At 55.1% G+C, this 13,658-nt stretch carries 24 protein-coding genes; 7 read left to right on the forward strand and 17 right to left on the reverse strand.

Annotated features, from left to right (window positions below; genetic code table 11):
* Positions 1-175 precede the first annotated feature (175 nt).
* On the forward strand, positions 176-595 hold the full coding sequence (locus ACWORE_RS04650) for a YjdF family protein (protein ID WP_455302904.1): 420 nt from the start codon (positions 176-178) through the stop codon (positions 593-595).
* A 348-nt stretch (positions 596-943) separates the two neighbouring features.
* Here ACWORE_RS04650 and ACWORE_RS04655 read toward each other — a convergent pair whose 3' ends face one another.
* Complete coding sequence (locus ACWORE_RS04655; RefSeq protein ID WP_406605773.1) at positions 944-1,456, reverse strand: hypothetical protein; 513 nt, start codon at positions 1,454-1,456, stop codon at positions 944-946.
* Positions 1,457-1,682: 226 nt separating this feature from the next.
* Here ACWORE_RS04655 and ACWORE_RS04660 point away from each other — a divergent pair, with 226 nt between their 5' ends.
* Complete coding sequence (locus ACWORE_RS04660) at positions 1,683-1,880, forward strand: hypothetical protein (RefSeq protein WP_406605772.1); 198 nt, start codon at positions 1,683-1,685, stop codon at positions 1,878-1,880.
* A 112-nt stretch (positions 1,881-1,992) separates the two neighbouring features.
* Here ACWORE_RS04660 and ACWORE_RS04665 read toward each other — a convergent pair whose 3' ends face one another.
* From ACWORE_RS04665 to ACWORE_RS04680, 4 genes are all read right to left on the reverse strand, one after another.
* Positions 1,993-2,163, reverse strand: a complete 171-nt coding sequence (locus tag ACWORE_RS04665; RefSeq protein ID WP_406605771.1) for a hypothetical protein — start codon at positions 2,161-2,163, stop codon at positions 1,993-1,995.
* A 75-nt stretch (positions 2,164-2,238) separates the two neighbouring features.
* Positions 2,239-2,403, reverse strand: a complete 165-nt coding sequence (locus tag ACWORE_RS04670) for a hypothetical protein (RefSeq protein ID WP_406605770.1) — start codon at positions 2,401-2,403, stop codon at positions 2,239-2,241.
* Positions 2,393-2,785, reverse strand: a complete 393-nt coding sequence (locus ACWORE_RS04675) for a hypothetical protein (RefSeq protein WP_455302906.1) — start codon at positions 2,783-2,785, stop codon at positions 2,393-2,395. The genes ACWORE_RS04670 and ACWORE_RS04675 overlap by 11 nt, the downstream gene beginning before the upstream one ends.
* On the reverse strand, positions 2,782-3,045 hold the full coding sequence (locus tag ACWORE_RS04680) for a hypothetical protein (RefSeq protein WP_406605768.1): 264 nt from the start codon (positions 3,043-3,045) through the stop codon (positions 2,782-2,784). Before ACWORE_RS04680 ends, ACWORE_RS04675 begins: the two co-directional genes overlap by 4 nt.
* A gap of 816 nt (positions 3,046-3,861) precedes the next feature.
* On the opposite strand from ACWORE_RS04680, the gene ACWORE_RS04685 reads away from it, so the two are divergent.
* Both ACWORE_RS04685 and ACWORE_RS04690 read left to right on the forward strand, forming a co-directional pair.
* The gene (locus ACWORE_RS04685) at positions 3,862-5,010 is read left to right on the forward strand and encodes an ABC transporter permease (protein ID WP_455302907.1); all 1,149 of its coding nucleotides are present in this window, start codon (positions 3,862-3,864) and stop codon (positions 5,008-5,010) included.
* Positions 5,007-5,681: an ABC transporter ATP-binding protein gene (locus ACWORE_RS04690; RefSeq protein ID WP_406605765.1), complete on the forward strand. Its 675-nt coding sequence runs from the start codon at positions 5,007-5,009 to the stop codon at positions 5,679-5,681. Before ACWORE_RS04685 ends, ACWORE_RS04690 begins: the two co-directional genes overlap by 4 nt.
* Positions 5,682-5,688: 7 nt before the next feature.
* Here the strand turns inward: ACWORE_RS04690 and ACWORE_RS04695 are convergent, their stop codons facing one another.
* From ACWORE_RS04695 to ACWORE_RS04710, 4 genes are all read right to left on the reverse strand, one after another.
* Positions 5,689-5,847, reverse strand: a complete 159-nt coding sequence (locus ACWORE_RS04695; protein WP_406605764.1) for a hypothetical protein — start codon at positions 5,845-5,847, stop codon at positions 5,689-5,691.
* A gap of 112 nt (positions 5,848-5,959) precedes the next feature.
* Positions 5,960-6,451 carry a hypothetical protein gene (locus tag ACWORE_RS04700; RefSeq protein ID WP_455302908.1) on the reverse strand — a complete coding sequence of 164 codons (492 nt, stop codon included), beginning with the start codon at positions 6,449-6,451 and terminating at the stop codon, positions 5,960-5,962.
* Positions 6,448-6,939 carry a hypothetical protein gene (locus ACWORE_RS04705; protein WP_455302910.1) on the reverse strand — a complete coding sequence of 164 codons (492 nt, stop codon included), beginning with the start codon at positions 6,937-6,939 and terminating at the stop codon, positions 6,448-6,450. Before ACWORE_RS04705 ends, ACWORE_RS04700 begins: the two co-directional genes overlap by 4 nt.
* 39 nt (positions 6,940-6,978) lie before the next feature.
* Positions 6,979-7,353: a helix-turn-helix domain-containing protein gene (locus ACWORE_RS04710; protein ID WP_455302912.1), complete on the reverse strand. Its 375-nt coding sequence runs from the start codon at positions 7,351-7,353 to the stop codon at positions 6,979-6,981.
* Between the two features lie 521 nt (positions 7,354-7,874).
* On the opposite strand from ACWORE_RS04710, the gene ACWORE_RS04715 reads away from it, so the two are divergent.
* The gene (locus ACWORE_RS04715) at positions 7,875-8,177 is read left to right on the forward strand and encodes a hypothetical protein (RefSeq protein ID WP_455302914.1); all 303 of its coding nucleotides are present in this window, start codon (positions 7,875-7,877) and stop codon (positions 8,175-8,177) included.
* Between the two features lie 2 nt (positions 8,178-8,179).
* On the opposite strand, the gene ACWORE_RS04720 is transcribed toward ACWORE_RS04715, so the two are convergent.
* Genes ACWORE_RS04720 through ACWORE_RS04740 form a run of 5 tightly spaced genes read right to left on the reverse strand, consistent with a single transcriptional unit; the run spans position 8,180 to position 10,525 of the window.
* The gene (locus ACWORE_RS04720; protein WP_455302916.1) at positions 8,180-8,512 is read right to left on the reverse strand and encodes an HNH endonuclease; all 333 of its coding nucleotides are present in this window, start codon (positions 8,510-8,512) and stop codon (positions 8,180-8,182) included.
* A 7-nt stretch (positions 8,513-8,519) separates the two neighbouring features.
* The gene (locus ACWORE_RS04725) at positions 8,520-8,879 is read right to left on the reverse strand and encodes a hypothetical protein (protein WP_455302918.1); all 360 of its coding nucleotides are present in this window, start codon (positions 8,877-8,879) and stop codon (positions 8,520-8,522) included.
* A complete protein-coding gene (locus ACWORE_RS04730; protein ID WP_448235328.1) occupies positions 8,872-9,378 on the reverse strand; it encodes a hypothetical protein in 507 nt (168 codons plus the stop codon). Before ACWORE_RS04730 ends, ACWORE_RS04725 begins: the two co-directional genes overlap by 8 nt.
* Entirely contained in the window at positions 9,378-10,262 is an 885-nt protein-coding gene (locus ACWORE_RS04735) for a YqaJ viral recombinase family protein (protein ID WP_455302919.1), read from the reverse strand. Before ACWORE_RS04735 ends, ACWORE_RS04730 begins: the two co-directional genes overlap by 1 nt.
* A 2-nt stretch (positions 10,263-10,264) precedes the next feature.
* Complete coding sequence (locus tag ACWORE_RS04740; protein ID WP_455302920.1) at positions 10,265-10,525, reverse strand: hypothetical protein; 261 nt, start codon at positions 10,523-10,525, stop codon at positions 10,265-10,267.
* Positions 10,526-10,724: 199 nt separating this feature from the next.
* Between ACWORE_RS04740 and ACWORE_RS04745 the strand changes: the two genes are divergently transcribed.
* Entirely contained in the window at positions 10,725-11,369 is a 645-nt protein-coding gene (locus ACWORE_RS04745) for a hypothetical protein (protein ID WP_455302922.1), read from the forward strand.
* On the opposite strand, the gene ACWORE_RS04750 is transcribed toward ACWORE_RS04745, so the two are convergent.
* Positions 11,359-11,520: a hypothetical protein gene (locus tag ACWORE_RS04750; protein WP_455302923.1), complete on the reverse strand. Its 162-nt coding sequence runs from the start codon at positions 11,518-11,520 to the stop codon at positions 11,359-11,361. The two genes, ACWORE_RS04745 and ACWORE_RS04750, sit on opposite strands and share 11 nt — an antisense overlap.
* Positions 11,521-11,881: 361 nt before the next feature.
* On the opposite strand from ACWORE_RS04750, the gene ACWORE_RS04755 reads away from it, so the two are divergent.
* Positions 11,882-12,349 carry a hypothetical protein gene (locus ACWORE_RS04755; RefSeq protein WP_455302924.1) on the forward strand — a complete coding sequence of 156 codons (468 nt, stop codon included), beginning with the start codon at positions 11,882-11,884 and terminating at the stop codon, positions 12,347-12,349.
* A 231-nt stretch (positions 12,350-12,580) separates the two neighbouring features.
* Here the strand turns inward: ACWORE_RS04755 and ACWORE_RS04760 are convergent, their stop codons facing one another.
* The gene (locus ACWORE_RS04760; protein ID WP_455302926.1) at positions 12,581-12,781 is read right to left on the reverse strand and encodes a helix-turn-helix domain-containing protein; all 201 of its coding nucleotides are present in this window, start codon (positions 12,779-12,781) and stop codon (positions 12,581-12,583) included.
* Positions 12,782-12,878: 97 nt separating this feature from the next.
* Entirely contained in the window at positions 12,879-13,652 is a 774-nt protein-coding gene (locus tag ACWORE_RS04765) for a phage antirepressor N-terminal domain-containing protein (RefSeq protein ID WP_455302928.1), read from the reverse strand.
* Positions 13,653-13,658 lie beyond the last annotated feature (6 nt).

Consider the following 13,658-nt stretch of genomic DNA (forward strand, 5'->3'; position numbering starts at 1 on the left):
ACTAGATACTCCAAGCTCGGTATGGTATGCTCCTAACGTCAGATTCTGGTACGCAAAACGTACAGCCCGGTAGGAAGTCCGGACGATGACCTTAGTGCAGGCATCCATCGCTCCAGTACCTTAATATTGGAGAATCCAGCGTCCCCAGGTTACCTTCGCATACCTGGAGACAACTATGCCTGCACAATTCACCCTTTTTCACGACGGCCAATTCTGGCGCGGCCTATACGAAACATCAGATCAGCGTGGACTCTATGCAACCACAATCATCTTTGGTTCCGAACCAACGAACGCAGAATTCTATGAATGGTTCATCGCCCACGGATCCGAGCTGATTCGACAGGTATACCGCACCCAACCAGTCCCAGGACAAGTAACCACCCCAACTCGAGGCAACCCCAAACGACTACGACGAGCCATCAACAAACAACAACATAAACCCACATCATCGAAAGCACACGAAGCACTCAAACTAACCTTTGAACTCGAAAAAGCTCAACACAAAAAAATAAAATCCCAACACCGACAAGCACATAAAGAATACACGCGCGCCGTACGCGCAAAAAAGAAAAAAGATAAACACCGAGGAAAATAGAAACCCCAAACCACACCCCCAGACACAAACCTCACCCCAGGGGCAAACCCCCTACCCCACACCACCCCCGAGCGACTAAGACGCTATCGGTGTGTACGAGTCTTAGCCGTTAGGCGTATGACGTGCTTTGTGCTTTTAGTGGGCTGAGGGTTAGTTTTTGTTGTAGTCGGGTTTTGGGCTGTGTACTGGTTCTTCGGGTTGTGGCAATGAGTAATACCCCATGATATTAGTCTGGCTGTTATCATGGTGCGTTACTTTTCTTCCGGTTATAGTTGGGGGTACAGGTGTACTGGCTTTGCCGGAAGTTTTTCGTGGGCGGTAGTCTGGGATCGTTAGGGCTGGGGTGATCTACTTTTTGGTTGGGGCGTCAGAGGTCGAGTTTTGGTTCTTTGCCACATTGTTCCTGTTAGGCTCCACCGCACAGTCTATGAGGCAGTAGATGAGGCGTGCGGAGGCTTCGATGACCCCGGGTTCTTCTTTCCCAATTGCGGCGAAGTCTTGGAAGACTAGTTTGGCTGCTTGGTTGATGTGATGTTTATCGAGGGATTCTTGGATGGCGTTTGAGTCGGCGTCGACGCATTCGTTGAACTTTTCGAGTTCTTTGACGCGTTCTATGATTCTGTTGACGTTGACTTCGCCGAGGTTTTCAGCGGCTTTTTTGTGGTCGAAGATTAGTTCGCCGTGCTTGCCTTTGCTGAGGACTTTGTCTTTGACTTTGGAGAGCATGAGCGCCTGTTGTTTTGATGGTGCGCCTGTTTTGGTTGTGGTGGGTTCTTCGGCGTTTGCGATTGGGGTTGTGCTGATGCCGATCGTTGTTGCGAGTGCGGCTGAAAGTGCCAGTTTCGCGGTTTTTAAATGCATGGATTTGCCTTTCTTGAGTTGGGCTGTACTTCCGAATATTTACAAAACCATGTTGTGAGTTTGTCGGCTACTCGAGCGACTAGCGACCGCCCCTTTTTGGGTTAGTGTGGGTTTTTGTGAGCAGTGTTTATTTTTCCAGGAATCTATTGCGTTAATATTTGGGTTCGGTTATGTTTCTTATTGGCATTTGTTCCCCCGAGGAAAGGTTCCCTCTATGATTGATGTAATGCTTCAAATCAATGAAATCACCGAAGGCCCTATTAAGGACTTAACCCTTCATGTCACCCAGTCGTTGTTCCCTTCTCTTCCCGATGTGGAAGTGAAGCTTCCTGAGACTGTTGGTGATTTTGCGCCAAACTTCTCTCATGGTGATTTTGCGCCGCATCTCGAGGGCAGCTTGCTCCCCCAGGGTCAGGATAACTAACTATTGCAGGCTAATTCCTGAAATGGTAGGATCAAGGTGGAAGTTTTTCTGGTGTCGTGACTGCCAGCTTTTGTGGTAGTTTCGATTTCTTATTGGCCCATCTTCAGCCCCGTTACCGCTTGTTGTGGTGGCGGGGTTGTTGCTTTGAGGTAGTGATTGGCCGGTCGCCACGAATGAGGGCGACCAGATCATTCACGGTCATCAATACGTATTGGGCTCCGGGGTTGGTGGTGCCCCTGCGTTTGGCGACGACTATTCCCGCCACGGCAGAATCGTTGCCCATTTCGATGTGGGCTTCTTCAACCCACGGGCCGGGGGTGATGCGCCCTCCGTAGTTTTTGCATTCGATGACGAGTCTTTATCCTCGCGCGTCGCGCACGCCAGCAATATCCCCACGGTCATTAGCGCCGGTGAGACGTCGCCTCTCGATGAAATCGCTCTCCAGCTCACGGGCTAGGTAGGTGGCTATCGCGGTTTCAAACGCAGTCCCGGCTTTCTTCGCAGACTGTCGGTTACGCGGCATAGGTGCGCTCCTCTCGTCGTTGAGCTGTATAGTTGCGTTGGGTGAGCTGCTCGCACGTTCTGCAGTAGAGGTAGCCGGATCGCATAGCTGTGGTGTTGGGGGTGAGTGGGTCGCCGTTGCGGCAGGTGACGCGGCCGGTGTCTCCCCATTCACGCCCGGCGATGACACCGGCGATGGGGAGTTTGGCATCTTCATAGGCCTTTAGGTAGGCCTCGCATTGAGCGAGGGCCGGGCACTGGTGGCAGATGCGTGTGAGCCGGTCGCGTGCACTCTCGGGTGGATTAGGCGTTGACCATTCCGGTCTCCCCTCACACAGCCTGCGGCGTGTAATAAGAGGTGGGTCAATATCGGGTGTTTTCGGTAGAAGTCTCGGGTCTTTCATGAGGTTTCCTTCTTGCGGTAGGTTCTGCCCGCCACCACGCCAAACACCGGGACACCGGCCCGTTCATGAGCCTTCAGGTAGGCCTCGCACTCGGTGAGGGCCGGGCATTGGTGGCAGATGGCGATGAAATCGTCGGCCATATCCTCCTTGTCGCTGTCAGTCGTCCATTCGGTGTTGCCGTCACACAGTCTGTGTGCGGTGATGGGTGGAGGGCCGAATTCTTTGGGTGTTTCTATCCTGAAGAGGTTGAAAGTGCTCACGGTTGTGCTTTTCGTGGGGTGATGTCGAGCCAGACGGGGTGTGGGTTTCGTCCCGGCGGGTGGAGTTGGGGGGTTTCAACGGTGGCTGTGGGGTACATCGTGCGGGCTACTTGGTTCAGCAGCCTGTTGGTGAGTGCGAGTCTGAGTTTGTCGTCTGGCTCGGGGTGTAGGGGCTGGTAGTGCAGTGTGATTGTTCCCGGTGTGTGAGTGTGGTGGGTGCTGCACCATTGGCGGATGTGGGCTTCGAGCATGCGGCCCATGAGGGTGGCGAATTTTTTGTTTTGTGGTGTGGGTCTGGGGTCGTGGATGGGTGGGTGTGTGTAGGGGATTTTGATTGTGCTCATTGCGGCGTCTCCTTGGTGGGAATGTCTATCAGAAGGGAGGTTCATCGTCGGCGCTGAATCCTCCCGCGTTCCACCCGTTGTTGCCCGGGGTAGTGTTATTCCAACCGTTTCCGTTTGACAGGTTTTTGTGTTGGTTTCGGGGCTGACTTGTGTTGCCCCCGTTTTTGTCGCCCGCGACTAGAACACTTGTTCCAGCTTCGCCGGCTGTCAAATCCAACTTCGACCGTTTCTGACCGTCCCGCGACTCCCGCCTGCAGCGCCTCAGCGCACCTAAGCGGACTCACACTGGGTAAAGTCGTGCTGTTAAACAGACTCTTAACCGGGTGAAGTGGTGGAGCGTGGAACTGCCGCCCTGATAAGATGAAGTCGATACGGGACACCCCGTCGCTAAGATAGCGACACACTGTTGCTAACATGTAACGTGCCAGCTTGGCAGCTTGCCTTTCCCCACCTCTATCCAGAAAGTCTTCGCATGTACCTAGCTTGGCGCGAAATGTTGTTCGCGCGTACCCGGTTTCTCCTGATGGGCGCCGTATTGGCACTCATGTCCGTGCTTGTTGTCATTATCTCCGGCCTGACAGCGGGACTGGTTAACGACGGCGTTTCCAGCCTCAAGTCCTTGGATAGCGATGTCATAGCCTTCGCTGATGGAACCCAAACGGATTCCGCCTTCACCCGTTCTGTTGTTGATTCTGCCGCGGCCGAGGATTTCTCCCACATCGACGGCGTGACCGATTCCGCCCCATTGGGGTTGTCCATCGTCAACGCACACAATCAGGACGCAAAGCCCGTGGACCTCACGCTTTTTGGTGTTAACCCCGACTCGTTCCTCGCTCCGGAGGGGTTGCCGAAAATCAACTCCCGGCCACATCCGGGCAGCCCCACAGAGACGAAGCACGACATCATCGCATCCTCCACGTTCCAGGAAAAAGGAATCGCGGTGGGTGACACCATCACGATCGATCGCCTGGACATCCCCCTGCATGTCGTAGGCTTCACTGACGGCCAACGCACCTTTGGCCACGTCGATGTTGCCTATCTTCCGCTCGACGTGTGGCAGGAAATCCAGGCCGGTGCACGCAACGGTGAGCCGGTAAATCCCGCCGCCTACGAAGAAGCGTCCGTCATTATCGCGCGCACCCAGGACAAGGCCGATACGGAGGCATTGTCGGAGCAGTCCGGGTTGGACGTTCGTACCCCACAGGCGAGCTTCGACTCGTCACCCGGGTACACCGCGGAGATGATGACTCTATCCATGATTAAATGGTTCCTTTTCGCCATCGCCGCTTTGGTGACGGGTGCTTTCTTCCTTGTCTGGACAATCCAGCGTGCGGGTAACATTGCCACCCTGCGCGCCATGGGTGCGACAAAGGGGTTCCTCCTGCGCGACAGCCTGGGCCAGGCGATCGTCATCCTCGCTATTTCGATCCTTGCAGGGCTCTTGATCGCAGTGGGCATTGGAAGCCTGCTTGAAACCACCGCAATGCCCTACGTCACCGAATTCGCCTCGGTTCTCGGCGGAGGAGCAATCCTCTTCGTCTCCGGATTTATTGGCGCGCTCGTTGCGGTCGTGCGTGTCACTCGAACCAACCCGCTCGCAGCACTAGGAGAGAATCGATGACCCCCGCGTTGGAACTGACAGATGTCACCGTAACTTACAGTGACGGTGATTCACAGGTCACTGCACTCGACGATGTAAGTATCAGCGTCGAACCCGGAGAGTTTGTTGCGGTCGTGGGCCCGTCTGGGTCAGGAAAATCAACGCTGCTCGCGGTAGCTGGAGCATTGACCACCCCTGCCTCCGGGCGCGTCTCGGTAGCGGGTGAAGACATCACCGAGTGCGACGATGCCACCCTGGCGCGTGTCCGACGCGACCACATCGGTTTCGTTTTTCAATCCTCGGGGAACCTTCCGTCCGCACTCACCGCAGAGGAGCAGCTCGAGTTGGCCGCCCGGGTGTCGGGGAAGTGGGGCCGGTACACGGGCGCGGAACTGTTGGACAAGGTGGGTATGGCTCAGAGGTCGAATCACCGCCCGGGCGGTCTGTCCGGTGGTGAGCGGCAGAGGGTGGGCATTGCGCGTGCCCTTGTCGGTGACCCGCAGGTCCTCCTTGTCGATGAACCGACCGCAGCTCTCGACCGGAACCGTTCGCAGGAGATTGTCGCGCTTCTGATGCAGGAATGCCACGACTTCCACATCGCCGGCGTCATGGTCACGCATGATCATGAAGTCCTGGGGAATTGCGACAGGGTCTACGAAATGGTTGACGGGCGTCTTAACCTCGTAAAGTAACGGCTATCTAAACTCGGGCACTGCCGAAAAACATGGTGACAACTGCCACCTCCAGCACCGCGCGGTGCTGGAGGTGGCAGAGCGGTTGATCGTCGTTGGTGTAGCACTGTTCGGGGTCGGCGGCGAGGCGGCCGACGACTGTGCTGTGGATAGTGTTTTGTGCCATGTGGGGCACTCCTTTCACAAAACAGGGTTTTAAGACGTTTGAACACCCGTCGGTAGGCTTACTACACCCGGGAGGGTATGTTCGTGCCCCTAAGGGGACAATGAGAGCGAATTTAGAGCTTCTTAGGACTCCAACAGTGGCCCGGCTCAGCCTTGTACGGCGGGGAATTCGTCCGACGCTCGACCATCTCAGCGATCATCCGGGCTACTCGCGGATGAACACGCTGCTGGTACTCACGCGGCGTTTCACCGCTTTGAACAGCTCTTTTGTCGTAGTAGGCCTCGATCTCCGCCCGCGTGGTGGGCTGGTCACCCCGAGCTTTCGCTATCGCTGCGCGACCTTCCGACGACCGCTCCCACCTGGACTTAGCCACCCGAGCAGCCTCCAGAATGTCCAGCGGGGTCACCATCCGCTGGTTGATCTTCTCGGTGCAGAAGATCGTGACCGCCTCGAGCCACAGCCAGCCTGGCAGGTGGTAGCGGCCCACCACCTCAGCCCAGGCCTGCACGGTCTTCGCGTCAGGGACGGGAAAGCGGTCTTTGGCCAGGTAGCGACCCTTTTCAAGGATGTCGAGGGTCAGTTCTTCAGCCTGATCTTGGTTCATGGCTCGATCTCCTGCTGGTCCAGGACTTCGCCGTCAACGATGGTTGCTTGGTTGCGCATTTCTCGTTGTTGTCGCAGCTCACGGCGCACATCGTCCCACTGCTCGGCTTCACTCTTCCGCTGCGGTACCTGCCTAAACGGGGAACGGGACGGGAGCGGTTCGTCGTCCCAGCCGCCACGCTCCAACCAGGTGGTCGGGTGAGGAATGAACTGGTTATCCGGGAGGTTGGGATCAGCCGCCAACCTCAGTGCCCCGTCAATGACGCGTTGAGCATCCCCGGCGGCCTTACCGGCCGCCGCGAATTTGGCACGAGCTTTCTTCTTGCCGACCTTCCGCGGGTAGGCATCCCAGAATTCATCAAACCGATCAGACTGTGGATCACACTCGCTCAAGTTGTGGGTTTGCGAACCAAAGGTTCGTGAACCAACGTTTTGAGCATTAGTGTTATCTAGTTCAACTGGTTCTAGTTTGTGTGACCTATAGGTCACTACCCCCGTTACCTATAGGTGACGGGGGTAGTGACTTTTTTATATCCCCGGTGGGTATCCCACAGTGTCATAGATCACATAGCCATTCGATGTCCGAACGTTGAACTCATCCGACATTTCAAGCGACACATTCCCCTCCGTATCCCGATACCGAGGGAACGTTCGAACCAGCCCTAAAGCCTTCAACTTATCCAGCGCTCGATACAACGGCCGATACGACGTATACCCCAACGCCTCATATAGCGTTTTCCTTGACGGGTGAGACTCCCCATCCCCATTCGCGTACTTCTTCAAGATCGCATACAAGGCAATGGCGTTCCCATCCTGAACAGTCTTAATCACATCGTGGGGGACCATCGCAAACTTCCGGGAGTGGTCATACACGTCAACCCGATTACGACTGTTAGTCATCATTTTTCACCTCCTACGGGTTTCGCTAACTGCATCCGGGCCAACCAATGAGCACAAAAATCCTCACCATGCAGCCCGGCCATAAACTCAGTCCATGACTTCACAACAAACTCCAAAAATAAAACACACATTCGATACAATGATTAGAAAAAAGGCGAAACAAAATACTCACAAAACAAACGTCGAAAAAATACCGCCTACCCAAAAACCCGTACCGCCAGGTACAATCGCTAACGAAAGAAGGAAGGAGGACTGATGTCACATGACAACCCCCACCAGCCTGAAAGCCGCGACCAAGTGGCAGGGGATAAGACTCGGGATACTGTCCCTGTTTGACCTCAAAGGAGCCTGGACGATGCGTCAGACACAGAAACTGATGCCACCCCGAGAACACGGACATCAGTAACCGGAACACTCCTCAACGGAGCTCAACTAGTGAACAGCCAGAAGAGCCCGAAAAACTCATAGCTTTTCTTCAACAAATCAACATCTCCCTACCGCTTCCCATCCCTGATGTTGAGAAGATGTCCGAGCTAAAGAAGGAAACTCCCGAACTCTATTCCGCCTATATTCACGCCCTTAACAGCTCAATTGAGGCTGACTATATCGAGCGAACAGCCCCCTACACCAAGCCTATCAACAACGCTGCGAGTGGCCGAAAGTATGGCTTGATTGTCGTACTAGCAGTTCTCATTGTCGCGACAATCGCGCTATATCTTGACCATCCCTGGTTTGCTGCCTTTCTCGCAGGTCTTGATCTAGTTGGGCTAGCTGCCGTATTTGGTTCAACCGGAGACAACAGCGACAACCGACAATCATCTGACTAGGACTACGTCTCCGGCTTATCGAGATACGAATACGTCACCCCGCCCACATCATCCAGCACAGCTGGGCGGCCCCGATACGCCACACGAACATCCCCCGGGTCCTGCCACCAATGAACACTCAAACCAATATCAGCGGATTCTTTCGGGTGCGTATGTATCCAGTCATGACAAGCCCTACAAATCGAAACTAAATTCGTGACCGTATGCTCACCGCCCCGCGACCTGTACTTCCTATGGTGAAGCTGCTCAGCACCCCCAGTACACACCGGAAACACCATCGCCTCACACCGGCCAGCAGCACGCTCAACAACAACACGGGCCACCTCACCAGGCATCCTCTTTCTACCCATCGTGACCCGCCGCCTGATACGCCGCATTCACCGACTTCTGCACCGACTGCAACGCCGACAACTTATCCCTATACGAGCGCTGATAATCCACAATCCGCTTATACTTCGCCTCCGCAACACGAGCCGCCGTCGCAGCATCATACGACTTCAAAACCGCCTTTTGTTTACGGTCCTCGACAGACCCCGACTCAGAGACAAAATACTCAGCGAACACCTTCTTAAACTCCAGCTCCGCTAGCTGCCATTGGCTATACGCCTCACTCGCTGGCTCGATACATTGAGCAATCTTCGTTGTCGCTCTACGTACCTCAGACTCAATCTGAACCGGATTCAACGGCGCATACTCACTCATCCGGCCCGCCACCTTCCAGCTCATCCGTGCGCTTCTTAAACGCCTGCCACAACGACTGGTCAGTAACCTGAGCAGCCTTCGCATCCTCCCACAACGCGCGCAAAGCCCCCACATCAGGCACCGACTTCAACCGATCAACAATCCCCCGGCGATCCTCATCACGCTTCACCTTCCGCATCTCCTCACGGGTGACACGCCTATTGCCCCCATACCCAAGATTCGCCAACGCCCGACCAATAGCCGACGTCTCACACGTCTCCAACGCCGCAGTCCGCTGGGTCATACCCGCACCATCAAGCTCAAACGCGTAGCCGGTCGCATCCGGCATCCCCGTATTCTCCGCATCCCGCCACACACTGGCCTTAATAATCCAGCGTGTTTGACCCGGATCACCCTCATACGTCAACTCAGTCAAACAACGAAAATTCGGATAATCCCTCCGAAAACGCAGTATGCGCTCCTCAACAGACTCATAATTTTCAAGATCAATCTTGGCCATTACGCGGCCCCCTTCCACTTCAATGTGACCCGCTGAGAAGGGGCCTTCCCCGGCTTCACAAACCGCTCATACAACTCAGGCTCCGCCCTCTTGAACCCCGCGGTATCAAACCGGGACGACCGCTTCGGCGTCGACAGCGTTACCTGCACATCATCATCCGAATAACTGAAATCCTCCCCGCCCGTAAGCTCCCTGATCTCCGCCTTCAACTGGTCCTCCAGCTCGCGGGCCTGCTCCTTCAGCTTCGACAACTCGCGGACACGAACAGCAAACAAATCAGGCAACGAAGCCTCCACATGCCCGGCCTCAAAATCCTTCTGCCGGGCCAACAAAGCCACAAGCCGGTCCTGCCTATCCTTATCCGGGCGAATGATAAAACGGTCAATCCCGCGTGACTCGAAATCCTCGTGATACTCAAACACCAGAACACACGCCTCAGCGCCCGTCACCAACAACTGCCACTGAACCTGCCACAAATACCGCTCCGGCACATCCTCCAGCTTCCACCACATATTCGTCGTGGTCTTCACCTCGGCCAGCACCGCAACAGTGCCATCCTCACGACAACCCACCGCATCCGGGGTATACGCAGCCCCCTCTACTGCCGTGGACACATACAACCCAGTGTTATGCTCCAGCCTGGAGTCCACATGCTCACGTGCGTAATTCACCAACACCGGCTCACGCTCATGCCCCCACTGCGTATACGAATTACCCGCAAACGGCTTACTCAAACCATGCCGATCCCGGTAGACTTTCTCACACGCAGCCGAGCTGCCCGTCGCCAGATCAGCCATCATCGTCGCTGTAAAATACTGCTTCCTAGCTTCCAGCCACTCCTGCTCATCATCAAACGAAAGAACTTCAAAAGGTAAACCATCCACCGCTACAGCACCCCAAACGTAGTAATTGAAACGAACAACATAATCAACGCCACAAGCAGGCAAAACACGTCAAAAATCCACTCCAACGGAACCCTCCACGGCTCATCGCCATCATCAAGGAACGGCAAATCCAGCTCCCCCTCATCGCCGTGGCAACGTCTCCCGGCCGGGTGATCTACCATCGACTTGAGCCACTCTTCATCCTGAGTCAACTCCTCACGGACATGTGGAGTAGGTGACAACCGTTCTGTATGCTTTCCCACTACAGACTCCTTTCTTATTGGTCTGTGAATGTGTGAGACCCCGCGCGTAGATCGCCAAATCCATACCGCGGGGTCTCCTTGTAAAACAGGGAACACCGACGCGTTCCCCTTGTGCCCTGGTGGGGAATCGAACCCCACGCCCAGCCTCATAACACCAGGCCAGACCCACCACAACAAGGCTCATGAAATAATCAAAAACATGACTAACTCCGCCCACATACTCCACGACATATTCATCACCTGGAACACAGCCCCCAAACCGCAAGAACGAGAAACCACGCCACTAGCCACACATCGCCGAGCAGTACAACTCCTCGACGACGTCGAAGACATCGCCATCCGACTCGCCGACGACACACCAGCCGCCAGCGTCTACCAAAAACACTTTCCCACCTGGGCGGCATTCATCTACAACTACCCATATAACTGGCAATCTAAGAACACCATCAATGAAAACAGCCTCGACCAGCTCTATACCCTCAGCATCATCGCAGACAGATACACGCCGAACATCGACACTGATACCTTCGACCAATTCCGCAACTACCTCGACAAAGTCGAAGCCAAACTCGCCAAAGAGCCAGAACTACCTGCCACGACCCGAAAAACAACCCATCTACTCATCGACCACATCCGGGACGTCCTCGACCATTACGACCAGTGGGGGCCAACCCAACTCGATAAAGCCTGGAAACAATTCACTGGCCAACTCGTCGTCGTAGCCAACACCAGCGCAGACCAAGCCACATGGAAAACACTTCTCAACCAGCTAGTCATCCCCTACGCCGTAAACCAACTGCCCGGGGTACTCACTATCGGCGCAGTTCTCGGCATCACCAACTAGTAGCGGTAAATCTTTCACACAGTGCCGCATAGGCGTTATCAGCAGCCTGCTCAAAACCAAGCCTCTCAGCGTCCACATGTAACTGCGCAAGGAATTCCCTCAACAGCATGACCTGAGAGCGGTCAATCGGCCCCAACGTATCAAGATTCATCGTCCTTGCCTCTTTCCTTAAAAATTGTCACGAACCCAGACCCCATTCGGGCCCTTGTGGGTGGGTGAGGAATCGAACCCCACAAGTGGCCATAAAGCGTTGACCACCCCGCAATACCTTGTTGCACGGGCACACCAGCGCCACCCCAAAAAAATTGTTAACACCCTGTGTCGTTCCCTCCACCACGGCCGACGCCAGCAGCAGGTGTAGGAAGGTTCATCGCGATCTAAGAAACACGCTCACTCCCCGTATCCCACAGGGCTATTCACTATGCGATTAATCAAATAACACCGGCCGTGAGGCCTTGTGCCCGGACACGGAATCGAACCGCGTAGTAACCATTCGGGCTAACATCCGTTTTATGAACATTGAGAACTGGATCGCAGCCGTATCAGCAGCAATCGCATTCGCCTCGTTCCTCTTGTCACTGTGGAAAGCACACCAAGCAAGCGAATCTGAGCAGCAATCTAGAAGCTCTGCTGAGCGCGCCACCTCCGCTGCCGAGCAAGCAGCGGACTCCCAACAGCGCATCGCGAATGCATTGGAAAAGCTTGAATCGAGGTATTCCAACCCGTGGAAAGTCAGACACCAAAAGGGCGCCATATACCTGCTCATCAATGACTCCGATGAAAACGCTGTCGACGTCGAGTTCGCCACCGACTCGCCCTCTGACCAGGGGCAGGTGCACGACCTCGGCGCTCTCGGACCCGGCGAGGAAGTGCAATTCTGGTATGAGGCAGTTACGGGGTGTGATCGCCAGATCGTCGTTCAGTGGCGTCGCCCCTCCGAGACGGAGCCTCGTCAATGGAGGGGTCATCTCCCCGCCTGAACTCCCATATAGTCACCGCCACCGTGCCTACAGCCGAGATGGCTGCGATGATCGCTGAAATGAGTGCTACCATTTTGCTTTCTTTCCCTTCTGATGTTTTTCTGAATTACCTCAACGCGGGCGCATTTTGTCACCGTGACTTATATTTTGGTTAGTAGTACCAACTACCCACTAGACAGCAGTGCAGTGTTACCGCGATGAGGTAGGCACAATTCGCCACTCATCGCCAAATTAAAGACCCCAACTCTCAACACCGAACAACTTGTCAATATGAGCCTTCGGAAACACCGTCCGAGTTCCACACCGAACAGGCCGAAGCTCAGGACAACGCCCCTCCCTGATCTGCCCATACAACGTCTGCTTGGGGATGCCGCTAATCTCCGACACCTCCGCCACCGTGTACGCCCTGCACACCAAGCCCCTCGTCTTCATGTGATAACCTTTCCTTGTTGTAACTCTCTCTTGCCCCTCGCCCCACAGCGGGGGCTTCACTTATACGCCCGGCTGGCCTCATTTCCGTGGGACACTTTTACGCAGTGACGGCAAAGTATTCGTCCCAGACCTCCTGCATCAAAGACCGGTCCGCCTCCGTGTAGCCATAAGCCTCAATAACTCGACCATTCGGCAACTCCACCGGAACCTTCTGTGGAACCACGCCATGAGCATCCGTCCACGCAGCCTTCAACCGCTTCCCAAACATGGGGGTTTTAGCTGACAACTGCTTTTTGGATAGGCCCTTCTCTTTTAGAAACATTTGCACGTAGAGAGGCTTGCGGGCCGGGTCCAGCTGTGGAGTTTCCCCCATTCCCCGGGCCAGGATGATGCGGGCCTTCGCCTCAAGAAAATCGTCATGAATGAGGCCTTTAGCCGCCCGGGCTAGCTCCATTTGCGAGCGCAGATCGAACATCAACGCCTTTTGTTGGTGCTCGGTCGCGCGAGGATTAATCGCACCGCCCTGGTGGAAGTAGCGGTCGAGCGCGTCTGCTGCTTCGTTCTGGAACGCTTCGAGCGTGGGCCGGGCTTCCGGGGCGACGCGGTTGGTGTCGATAGTGGCTAGCCACATCGTGAGTGTGCGACGATCAACCATGAACATCTCACGCTGCTTGCCATCCTCAGCAACCGAGGTCATCATGACCCCAGTTGCCCATGACTTGTCATGAAGCTTGCGACGCTGCGACTTACCGTCAATGCCAAGAGCGTCGCAGATCGGGCGAATAGCCGCCCATTGTTTACCGTCCTCAGTCTGCACAGCTTTCAGTTCCGCGTTAGCACCTGGAACTGGTATAGTTACTAACTGGTCCATTTTTCC

The organism is Corynebacterium sp. c7Ub_26, assembly GCF_053760365.1.

Coding starts and splice junctions, on each gene's coding strand:
- ACWORE_RS04685 (WP_455302907.1), top strand. CDS start 3,862: ATGTACCTAGCTTGGCGCGAAATGTTGTTCGCGCGTACCCGGTTTCTC.
- ACWORE_RS04690 (WP_406605765.1), top strand. CDS start 5,007: ATGACCCCCGCGTTGGAACTGACAGATGTCACCGTAACTTACAGTGAC.
- ACWORE_RS04755 (WP_455302924.1), top strand. CDS start 11,882: ATGAACATTGAGAACTGGATCGCAGCCGTATCAGCAGCAATCGCATTC.
- ACWORE_RS04655 (WP_406605773.1), bottom strand. CDS start 1,456: ATGCATTTAAAAACCGCGAAACTGGCACTTTCAGCCGCACTCGCAACA.
- ACWORE_RS04730 (WP_448235328.1), bottom strand. CDS start 9,378: ATGGCCAAGATTGATCTTGAAAATTATGAGTCTGTTGAGGAGCGCATA.
- ACWORE_RS04765 (WP_455302928.1), bottom strand. CDS start 13,652: ATGGACCAGTTAGTAACTATACCAGTTCCAGGTGCTAACGCGGAACTG.
- ACWORE_RS04715 (WP_455302914.1), top strand. CDS start 7,875: ATGTCCGAGCTAAAGAAGGAAACTCCCGAACTCTATTCCGCCTATATT.
- ACWORE_RS04695 (WP_406605764.1), bottom strand. CDS start 5,847: ATGGCACAAAACACTATCCACAGCACAGTCGTCGGCCGCCTCGCCGCC.
- ACWORE_RS04720 (WP_455302916.1), bottom strand. CDS start 8,512: ATGCCTGGTGAGGTGGCCCGTGTTGTTGTTGAGCGTGCTGCTGGCCGG.
- ACWORE_RS04675 (WP_455302906.1), bottom strand. CDS start 2,785: ATGAAAGACCCGAGACTTCTACCGAAAACACCCGATATTGACCCACCT.
- ACWORE_RS04760 (WP_455302926.1), bottom strand. CDS start 12,781: ATGAAGACGAGGGGCTTGGTGTGCAGGGCGTACACGGTGGCGGAGGTG.
- ACWORE_RS04665 (WP_406605771.1), bottom strand. CDS start 2,163: ATGGGCAACGATTCTGCCGTGGCGGGAATAGTCGTCGCCAAACGCAGG.
- ACWORE_RS04725 (WP_455302918.1), bottom strand. CDS start 8,879: ATGAGTGAGTATGCGCCGTTGAATCCGGTTCAGATTGAGTCTGAGGTA.
- ACWORE_RS04650 (WP_455302904.1), top strand. CDS start 176: ATGCCTGCACAATTCACCCTTTTTCACGACGGCCAATTCTGGCGCGGC.
- ACWORE_RS04710 (WP_455302912.1), bottom strand. CDS start 7,353: ATGATGACTAACAGTCGTAATCGGGTTGACGTGTATGACCACTCCCGG.
- ACWORE_RS04670 (WP_406605770.1), bottom strand. CDS start 2,403: ATGCCGCGTAACCGACAGTCTGCGAAGAAAGCCGGGACTGCGTTTGAA.
- ACWORE_RS04745 (WP_455302922.1), top strand. CDS start 10,725: ATGACTAACTCCGCCCACATACTCCACGACATATTCATCACCTGGAAC.
- ACWORE_RS04700 (WP_455302908.1), bottom strand. CDS start 6,451: ATGAACCAAGATCAGGCTGAAGAACTGACCCTCGACATCCTTGAAAAG.
- ACWORE_RS04660 (WP_406605772.1), top strand. CDS start 1,683: ATGCTTCAAATCAATGAAATCACCGAAGGCCCTATTAAGGACTTAACC.
- ACWORE_RS04750 (WP_455302923.1), bottom strand. CDS start 11,520: ATGAATCTTGATACGTTGGGGCCGATTGACCGCTCTCAGGTCATGCTG.